This is a genomic window from Bartonella sp. AP280QHHD (assembly GCF_042196125.1).
Taxonomy (GTDB): Bacteria; Pseudomonadota; Alphaproteobacteria; order Rhizobiales; family Rhizobiaceae; genus Bartonella.
Genome location: NZ_JBHIPQ010000039.1, coordinates 1 through 8,659 on the forward strand (window position 1 = coordinate 1; position 8,659 = coordinate 8,659).

Below are 8,659 nucleotides of genomic sequence, written 5' to 3' on the forward strand. Positions count from 1 at the left end.
TCGGGTTAAGACTGGAGGACCGATACCTGTAAAGCGAGATGTTTATCGTCATAAGAGAACACTTTCGCACTTAGTGTCGGTCATTCAAGATGAGATTGATGACATAGCCGATGAGTATGTTCAACAAATCCAAGAAAGCATTTTTGCAGCCATTCGTTTTTGTGAACGGGAGACCTTTTACTTTAACGAAAGCCGTGATGTGGTGTTTGAGACACGGGCGGGACAAGGTGTTTATGATGCAAGCACTACCAGCCATATCGAAAGTGCTGTTAAAATCAAAAACGTTTATCTGAGTTCGATAACATATTATGCATAAAAAACCAATAAAGTCAATAGGTTGTGTGAAATTATTTTATATGAATCCACTTAAGAATCCACACTTTTATGCATGATTCATTTGATCATTTTTTATATAAGATTGCCATGCATGAATAGACCATAAAAAGCAAATCATGATACAAATATTATAACGCATGTGTGCATTCAAATGAAATGAAAAGCAGCTATCATTCATAACAGTTTATAAATCTTATGATACGTTTTTATCACAGTACAAATCACATTGTTTAAAATTTAGTTGTTTGGAATTATCGATAACATACGTTTAAAGATCACATCTTGTTTTAATGATTGGATTGTTAATCGCATGATAAAAACAAAATTAACGGTCCCCAAAATTGGGGAGCGCAAAATCTAAAGATGTTATAGTATCCTATAAGAAAGTAATCATTTAAAACTTTTATAAGCTTATAGGTTTAATTTATAAAGATTGCATAAAAGGATTTAAAGACAAGATCACTTTTAAAACGCTTTCTAAAAGTTTAGAAAATGATAAGTAATCAGCATAAATATAATATCATGACATATAGAATGAAAATCACAATGTTATGTCTTATGAAATCAAAAGCTTTTTAATGATATAATGCAAGCAAGAAAAATTTAAAACCATTGTAACATCATAAGGCATGGGATTTTACTCAATTTTGAGTCAAAAGCTGTAATATTTAAAGAATGCTCTATTCTAAGATAACGAGCTCGAATTTGAGCTGGTTGATTTTGCCAACTCAAAATTGAGCCGGCTAATATTTAAAGAAATTATCTTTTAATGAAAAGTACAAATACGCTTATGAGAACCTCTTTAAATGTACGTTTAAACGTTTGAAACATAAAATGAGATCTTTATAAGAAACGTTAAAACTTTTTTTTATAACAGTTATAACTTAGTTATCATTTGCTCTTAAAAACGTTTCATTTATGAGAAAACTAAGATTTAGCTTTCACAGCAGAGCAAAATCTTGAAAACCTTACACTTTATAAAAGCGTTTGTTTATTTATCTTATGAAAATCTGCTTTTAAAAACCAATGATCGTAAATATAAAAAGAACGTTTTTTACATATATTTATTGAATATGCATTTGCTTTTGATTGGATTGTTAAACCTACCAAGCGTTTTAATTTGTTTAATAGCCATAACAAGCGTTTATAGGCTCTCTCATTCAAATGAGTGATTAAAGATCATACGCACATTTACATTCCTTTTGATAAGTTTTCATATCTCTCATAGAGCGCTTGCAATATGATACGTTTTGTATATATGCATTCATTACTCCATTGTGGATGATTCATTTTAATCAATAAGAAACGCTATTTGAAAGCCGCGTCATATCACTTGGCACGGCTTTTTTTTTATTTTACTCTCTCTTTTATGATATGTTTATAGCAATGCATTTTATATGCGTTTATAACCATAAAGAATGCACGCCCCATGCGTGTTTTTATTCTGTTTTATCAGTTATATTGACAACATTATCCCTTTCATAAACCTCACAATTTTTTGGAACCAACCTTACTTTGCTTTTTTTGTTGATTTTTGCATTGCCATAAGCACGCCCCCAGATCGTTGCACAATATGAGATTTTAGCATTGCCATAAACAGAGCCATAAATCTCACAAGAGCCACTCACACAAGCATTGCCATAAACCTTGCCATAAATTTTTGCACGACCATTAATAACAGCATAATTATAAATTTTTGCATGGCTATAAATACAAGCCAAGCCAGAAACCTTGGCATGACCATAAACGCGTGCATAACTAAAAACCGTAGCATCATAAGAAACATGCGCATGATCATAAATATGAGCATCAGCAAGAATGCGGGCACTACCATTCACATGAGCATACCCATAAACATTGCCATAAACATGAGCATTGCTATAGACAAAAGCATGGTCATAAACTTTAGCATATTGAGAGATAAAAGCTTTTCCATAGACCTCAGCATTGCCATAAACTTGACCACAGACTTGAGAAAAATGGCGTATTTTTGCATTTTCATACACTCTTGCATGACCATAGACACAAGCCTCATCATACACCCAGCAATTACCATCATGGGATAGGTTAACTTCCTTTTCAATAAAGCCGCCTAAAGACCCCGCCTGTACATCATCAAAATCTTTTAAAGCTTTAATGCGATAAAGGTTTATAATATTTCGAGTAAGAGCATGTTTGATTTTTTTGATTTCACTGGTTAATTCATATTTTTTGCACATAGAGATACCCTCACAATTTAATGTGATAAACATTTGCTAAAATTTGAAATGGAAAATTTGCTTAGAAAGCAGGCGCCCCCGCCGCGCCCGCCGCTGCTTTATTAATTAGACCCAGACAATCTCTAATTCACCATAAGGAGAGAGACGTTCAGTATAGGTTTTTATTTTAGTAGACCCGCCGACATTTTCACGAATAACAGCAATGCCATGAATATTGGCATTTTCATAAACATGTACGTTATTTGCTATACGAGCATTTTCATAAACCCTAGCATTGTCATAAACATAGGCATTATCATAAATAATAGCCTTGCCATACACATGTGCATTACCATAAACATGGGAATTATCAGAAATAACAGCATTGCCATAAACATGGGCATTATCATAAACATAGCCAGCAATGATAGCATTGTCATAAACCCGCGCATGACCATAGATATGACCACAAGTGACAGCATTGCCAAAAACTCTTGCATTTTCATAAACGTGACCATTTTTAAACACAAGAGCCTCATCATACACCCAGCAATTGCCATCATGAGAGAGGTTATCTTCCTTTTCAATAAAGCCACCCAAGGCACCAGCCTTAACATCAGCAAAGTCTTTTAATGCTTTAATGCGATAAAGGGTATGATTATTAATTACACGCGTTTCATTTGTGAGTGCAAACTTCTTTTGCATGAGCACAATTCCTTTATAGAGATTTAAATTTTTAAATGAGATGTTTAAAGGAGGGCGCCCCCGCCGCGCCCGCGCGTGTCATTTACGCAGCATCACTTTCATATTCGCTGTCATTATCATCGCCATAATACCCTTCAAAATCAGCATAATACTCATGACGATAATAATCATCTTCGCTCCCAAACTCAGGATATGCATCATCACAGATATCTTCATTAGCTGTTAAAGAGGCATTGCTATGAATATATGAAGAACCAGAGATAAGAGCATCACAAATAACGGCATCATCAAAAACACGTGATTCATCACAAATGTAAGCAGAGCCACTTATTTTTGCATTGCCTCCGACATGAGCATCATCACAAATGACAGCATTATCGGAAATATGAGCATGATCAGTGACACGGGCGTTATCATAAATTTGTGCATTGCCTTCAATTACAACGGCGTTGTTAGCATGCGCATTACCAGACAGCTTTGCATTGTCCTTTAATGTCATACCTTCAAAAATAGCATTCCCATAAATTTGCGCATTACCATAGACATCAACAAAAAAGCTTTTTACTTTAGCATTTCCAAAGACGCGTGCATTTTGAAAGACCCGAGCTTTATTATACACCCAGCAATTACCTTCATGAGAGAGATTATCTTCACTTTCAATATAGCCACCGAGGTCACCTTTTTTCACATCATCAAAATCTCTTAAGGCTCTAATTCGAGTTAAGAAATGACCATCGATATATTCACAATCATCAATAAATTCGTATTTTTTTGCAGGCTCTTGTTGATTAACAGACGCGGTTTCATTTGAAATATTAGAGATAACGGGGGTGTTTTTTGAGATATAATTCATTTTATTAAACCTAGTTATTTAGAGTTTTGAAATTGACACCCTATAAGGGCGCCGGGCGCTCAAAACACGGTAACTAGTCCGTTGCTACACTTTTCCCATAAAGGTATTTTATGGTGTAGCTACACCCGACAAAACCATTATATGCTAATCACAGCACAAAAGACAGTCGATATTTTAAAGAAATGGGAGAAACCTTATCGTGGTTTACCCGCTAGTTATTAAGTGTTTTGATCACTTGATTATTTATATAGCAAAATACGTATTTATTGTCAAATAATATTTTATCTTTTTTGATATTTTTTTGTATTTTTTAAATACGTTGTGTATTGATAATATCTTATGCTTATTAATTGCTTCTTTTATATTTATGTGCTTTTAAAGCTATATTACGGGCTTTGTGAAACGATTGCGTATTTTCTGAATCTATACATTTATAATATTTTAGAAACGCTCTCATTATGCGTATTTTTAGCTTTATAACCTATCAATTTTGTCACTAAATGGCTTTTAAGATTTCTGTTAATTTCTTTTAATAATACATTTTAGACTTAACAGCCTTTATAGGGACTGTCTTTATAACAAATGCTTTCATTTGCATTTTTGCTTTCTCTATAGCTGTTATGTTCTTTATAGCCATGGCATCATTTTTCATGTTCATAAGAGAAACGATAAATAGGATAATTACGATTTATAGACTGTTATGAAAACATCTCAATAGAAACTGATAATTATAGAGATGAGCAAAATCCCTTTTAATAAACTTTTGTCATTTTTGTCAGTTCTTTTTAGAACCTATATCATTTTTTTTAAATGAGAGAAAATTAAAATCATTATATTTCAATAAGTTAAGTTTTATCAATTTTTCAAAATACAACTTATTAAAACAGCCATAACAAATAAATACAACTGTAAATATATATTTGTCAGTTTATGTCAGTACATTGAATCGACAAAAGTGATCATTTAGTGAATGATTAAAACATGTCTTATGAAAAGCATATAATCTTTTAAAGCCTTTCAAAAGAAAGGGATTATAATCATAATAAATGCTATCAAGACCATTATGGTTATGAGTTTTGGAGGTGCTTTTTACGCCCCCCTTTACATATTTTTCAATAAAAAATAAAAGTCATTATATTTCAATATGTTATTTTTTATCAATTTTTCAAAAAACAACCTATATCAATAGTACAACCTATAAATTCAACTAATGCTCTATGTTTTGTAAGGTTTTTGGGGGGGTAGAAACATTCAAAACCTATAAGTAATATAAGAAAATGAATATACATAACCCTCTTTAAATAAAGCTTCTGATAACAATAAAGCTATCATTTTAGATTACGGTTTAATCTTTTAAAGGCAATGTAAATAAGAGTATCTAAAAGTGCAAGTTTCTTCTTTTTAAATAACGCATGATAAATTATCCTTTTAAAGATTGTATGTCAGCAATTTATAAAAGGGATATAAGAACCTATAGGTATAAAACCTTATACCCCTTATGAGTTTATCATACCCATTATGTGAGCATGCTTTAATAAGCTTATTCAGTTTCTCTTATTTCTAATTTTGGTAAGTTCTTAACAATCTTCATTGTTTTTAAACTTACGGTAATAACCCTTTGAAACAACTCTAATGGATAAGCAGGGTTACCAATGGTTTCAACAGCATAACGATTGGCATCATTCACAATACCACTCTTTTTATCAGTCTTTACACATTGACGCCCCATAACCCATTCAAGAGCGGGTCTACCATTGACGATATACTCATAAGCGTCAAGTGGGATATCTGTCATGATGATATTGCTATTATAAATAACAGTGGTTTTATCCTTTTCTTTACTATCCTTAATTTTTGCGAATTTCATTTCAGTTACATAATAGAATTTTTCGGGATTAGAGATTTCTGTCAGTTTTGGATTACCCTTTTTAAAGGTTACTGGATAAGGCTCTACATCTTCATAATTCACATGCAAATGACCCAGTTCACGTCCTGCTGTTACAAACTTCCAAAAATCACCAGCACTCTTTACACAAGGGATACGAGGCAGTTCTTTAGAGAGGTTATCAGCATAACGAGCACAATAATCTTCCGAATGTAAAAGACCGTAAACATAATAGAATAGATCATCTTTCGTGATAGTTTCATTAGGATAAGCGGCTTTAAAATGGTCTAGACCTTCATCAGTAATGGCATCACACCTTTGTAAATCAGCTGTTTTGTTTTCTTCTATAGAGTTTGTAAATAAAAGGGATTGTTTCTCACTTTTATTGTTACTTTTTAAAGATTCAATATCCTCATAAATATACCTTGGAAAGCATTGACCAGTATCTATTGCATGAAAATTAGGTAGAGTCCTGGTCATTAAGACAGAAAAGCCCACCATTGCTCCTATACCTGTAACTTGTATTACCCTATTTTCATTCATTTGTTCCATAGAGAATACACACGGCATTTTGGAAACTCTATCGTTGAAGGTGCGATTATAATAGAGCCACTGTTTCATAAAAGGGCGATAAAGGCTTTGAATAAAGCACGCTTCTTCAAATTCGAAAATTTTTCCTTTTACCAGTTCCTGCTTAACATTATGGCTCCAACTTATCTTTTTCTCATCTGTATTAACAAAATTATCTACAACCTTTGTACGTGTTTTATGGTCAGTATGTGGATAGGTGTTGTTAAAACGTTCCACTTCACTGTTATAGAAGGCAATCATATTACGCATATTTTTTGCTAAAGCTTCACGGCTAGAGTTGTATGTCCAAGCATCACGATTGGTTTTTAGACCACAAGAATAAATCTCAAAAAGTTTTTTACCATGACTTTTTTTATCACCTTTATCACCTATAGCTAAAAATGCTTTGAAACTGTCATCCCGTTGACCAAGCCAATCCCCATGTTTATCTGGTGTGATTATTTGCCACCCTTGTTTACTCCGTGTAACACCATCAATGCTCCCAAGAGACTCTATTATTGTAAGCTTTTTTTCTCTTGTGAGTGAATTTCCAATGTCATGATAGTAAATTTTACACTCTTCAGAAGCATTGGGGTTTTTGATAAATAGTGTCACAGCAATACCGGTCATACTACCATTGCCAAAAATATTTTCTCCTTCTTGAGCGTTGTTTTTATTCCTCATATTTTTACGAATATCCCCCCGTAAATTAAGCACATAAATACTGCTAAATTCTTTAGCTAAAGATTTTCGTAAACCATCCATAGAATATCCACTGATAAAATTTCCATTTGTGACAAAGCCGATTATTCCAGCATCAGCAATACGGTCACTAGCCCAGCGAATGGCACGAATATAACTATCATAAAGCGCTTGCCTAAGATTTGCTTTAGATTGAGCAGCATACGTGTCACTGATGCGTTTATTTAATATGGGATAGGGAGTATTCTTTGCATTATCATTTTCACTCTTTTGACCTACCGAATAAGGAGGATTGCCAAAGATCACTTCAATATTCAAATTTTTTTGATGCTCTAAATATTCACTGTTTTCCTCTAATAAACCTTTCATCAAATCTTGTTTTTCCAGCATCCGAAACGTATCAGTTAAACCAATATGCTTGAAAGGGATGTAATCTCCTTTCTTCAAACTATGGTAAGTCGATTCAATATTGATCGCTGCTATGTAATAAGCCAGTAAAACAATCTCATTGGCATGGATATCATGACGGAATTTATATTCCATATCCTCTGGTTTTATGAGCTTTGATTGTAAAAGCCTTGTGATAAAGGTACCCGTTCCAGTGAAAGGGTCAAGAATAGAAACACCACGTGACCCCAAGCTTTTTCCAAATTCATTGCGTAAAACATCATCAACAGAATGAATGATAAAATCCACGACCTCAACGGGGGTATAAACAATGCCAAGCCTATCCGTTGTCTTCTTAAAAGCTTTGGTAAAAAAATCTTCGTAAAGTTTGATAATAAGATTTTGTCTTGCCTGTGGTTCGGTAATGCCAGAGGCACGGAACTTTACGCTGTCATAAAACTCTTGTAATTCTTTGGATTCTTCCTCAATATTGGTTTTATCGAGTTCTGTTAAGATTTTTTCCATTGCTTGCGAAATGGCATTATTTTGTACAAATTCATTGCCTTCAAACAAGGCTTCAAACACGGGACGCGTCACAAGATGTTGCGCTAACATCTCAATCGCTTCTTCTTGCTTTATCTCACTGTTTAAGTTGTTTTTTAATTCTTTATAAAACGCATCAAAGGCATGATAAGCTTCGCTTGTTTGATCAGAAAGCATAGTTTGAAGGCGTGTGATATGGTTTTGTGCAATCTCAGCAACATTGCCAGCCCAAATGCCCCAATAATCACTCATAGTAGATTTTTTAACAATCAGTGTTTTGAGAGCATTGGGAAACTCAACAAAAAAGGGCAATCTTCCTTGTCCTTCATATGTTTGGTGCGGTTCATGAGCTTGTGTCCCAATACAAAGTCCGGATTTTTCTGATTTTTCGTGGAGCGGGATTTCGTCAATAACCGTGGTGACATTCTCTAATTCGGTCTTTTTAGAAACTGTAACAATGTCGATGATAGAGCTTACGTC

4 protein-coding genes and 1 pseudogene are annotated in these 8,659 nt (G+C 33.6%); 1 reads left to right on the forward strand and 4 read right to left on the reverse strand.

Annotated elements, in window-relative coordinates; all coding sequences use genetic code 11:
- Positions 1–298, forward strand: a pseudogene (locus ACFIMK_RS06215) (hypothetical protein); the annotation flags it as partial.
- A 1,477-nt stretch (positions 299–1,775) separates the two neighbouring features.
- Here ACFIMK_RS06215 and ACFIMK_RS06220 read toward each other — a convergent pair.
- The 4 genes from ACFIMK_RS06220 to ACFIMK_RS06235 form a co-directional block, all read right to left on the reverse strand.
- On the reverse strand, positions 1,776–2,555 hold the full coding sequence (locus ACFIMK_RS06220) for a hypothetical protein (RefSeq protein WP_375693529.1): 780 nt from the start codon (positions 2,553–2,555) through the stop codon (positions 1,776–1,778).
- 105 nt (positions 2,556–2,660) lie between these two features.
- Positions 2,661–3,239, reverse strand: coding sequence for a hypothetical protein (locus tag ACFIMK_RS06225; RefSeq protein ID WP_375683083.1), 579 nt, complete (start codon positions 3,237–3,239; stop codon positions 2,661–2,663).
- An 82-nt stretch (positions 3,240–3,321) separates the two neighbouring features.
- The gene (locus tag ACFIMK_RS06230) at positions 3,322–4,092 is read right to left on the reverse strand and encodes a hypothetical protein (RefSeq protein ID WP_375683596.1); all 771 of its coding nucleotides are present in this window, start codon (positions 4,090–4,092) and stop codon (positions 3,322–3,324) included.
- A gap of 1,540 nt (positions 4,093–5,632) precedes the next feature.
- Positions 5,633–8,659: type ISP restriction/modification enzyme (locus ACFIMK_RS06235; RefSeq protein ID WP_375682998.1), on the reverse strand; the 3,027-nt coding region annotated here is incomplete at its 5' end.